The sequence below is a fragment of the Methylophilus rhizosphaerae genome (assembly GCF_900100975.1).
GTDB classification, from domain to species: Bacteria; Pseudomonadota; Gammaproteobacteria; order Burkholderiales; family Methylophilaceae; genus Methylophilus; species Methylophilus rhizosphaerae.
Genome location: NZ_FNFX01000010.1, coordinates 1 through 1,593, shown reverse-complemented (window position 1 = coordinate 1,593; position 1,593 = coordinate 1). Strand labels below are relative to the sequence as shown.

Here is a 1,593-nt window from a genome sequence, read left to right as displayed (position 1 = left end):
CATCGTGCTGCTGGCTGACATAACCCAGTGATTGCACCAGGCCATCCAGGGTACGCTGCAATACACGGATTGAATATGCAACACTGCTCTTGTCCGTTTCAGGTAATACAATCTTCTGGGTCAGGTTGCCTTCTACAAAGTTACGCGCAATGACCGTCAACTCCGCAGGCTCAACGCCTAATTGTGCGCGTAGCCGTTTGGTAATCCAGACACCCAAAGCGATAATAATCCCCAGGCATAAGACTGCAATGCCGAGAAATTCCCAGACAACGGCCTGTTTAATGTCTGCCGCATTCGCTGCATCCTGTAGGCTCAGTCTCTGATTGTAGACAATATGCTCATCCAGTTTTGCAGTGAGCATAACAGCCAGTTTGTCAGCTTCTTGTAACAGCCCGACAGCTTCGGGAGCATTTGTATTGGACAAAGCCAGGACATGATTCATTTGATCAAAGTAACTGGCGAACATCTTTTGTTCTGCAGCCAGCAGGGTCTTGTCTTGCTCGTCCATTTGAAGGCTTTTGTAATTATCTAAGGCTTCTTCAATCACTTTGCGGCGATTCTGGATCTGCCCCGCATAATCATCCTTCTCTTCCTGCGCGGTGGCCGTGACATGCCGCAACAGATTCAGGCGTAGCTTCTGGTAGTAATTCTCGGCTTTGGCCAGCTCCATGATACTTGGAATACCATTCACATTCGCCAGGTTGGTGTACTCATATACACGGATGACCTGACTCAAGGCGATGCCAATCAGAATTATCATTGCAATCGCACAAGCGGCGACCAGAAGATACATACGTTTTGCAATTGTCATAACAGACCCCTAACATTCAAATGAACGGAACATGGTTTTATATCGTCGCATTATGGCAAATCTGCTATGCACAACATGCGATGATTAAAAGCATATTTCCCCGTTTAATCCTCATTCAATTTCTATCGTACTTCCCACCGGCTGTTTATCCGGTCGGCTGTGATTGTGTATTCATCCGCTAAAACTCTTCCCAGTCATCATCAGTGCCCGTTTTCTGGTAAGGATTGGCCTGGGCCAGTTTGTTAGCTGGTAGCGAGCTACCTTCCCCGCCGCCAGAAAGCACCTTGGACAAGTGATCAATGGCAGCACGCGTATCTTTTGATTTTCTCGAAAAATCACCACCCAGCAGGAACTTGGCCTGATCAAGTTTCCTGGACTCGATGCATACAAGAATTTCACCCACACTCTCATGGAAATGGGCATGGGCCTCTTTCAGCGTCCGATACTCATTACGATGGGCATGCTGCTTGCCCTCACCATAAATCCACTTGCCCAGATCGCACTTGTGATCACTCGCGGCATCGTCATGATTAATCACTTCTTTATGTTTGCCATTCATGTAATTGATCAGGCGTGTTTTCCACGCGGCATGCGCTTTATTGGCATCATCCAACGAGAATTTTTTTGCTGAAGGCGCTGGGCTGGCAATGCTGGCCATAGCTCTCGTTGCCGTTTGATGTGTATTCACCGGTTTGCTGCCGAGTCCCCTGTCTTCCAGCTTGAACTGGCTGATGGCATCTGCCAGCTGGTTGGCCTGGTCTACCAGGGATTCAGCAGCGGCA

The 1,593-nt window shown here is 48.5% G+C and carries 2 protein-coding genes; both read right to left on the bottom strand.

The genetic code is table 11. The features are described from left to right. On the bottom strand, window positions 1-811 hold an 811-nt coding region (locus tag BLP53_RS13465; protein WP_176755306.1), incomplete at its 3' end, for an MCP four helix bundle domain-containing protein. A gap of 178 nt (window positions 812-989) precedes the next feature. After that, a partial coding sequence (locus BLP53_RS13460; RefSeq protein WP_176755305.1) for a CZB domain-containing protein occupies window positions 990-1,593 on the bottom strand: 604 nt, incomplete at its 5' end.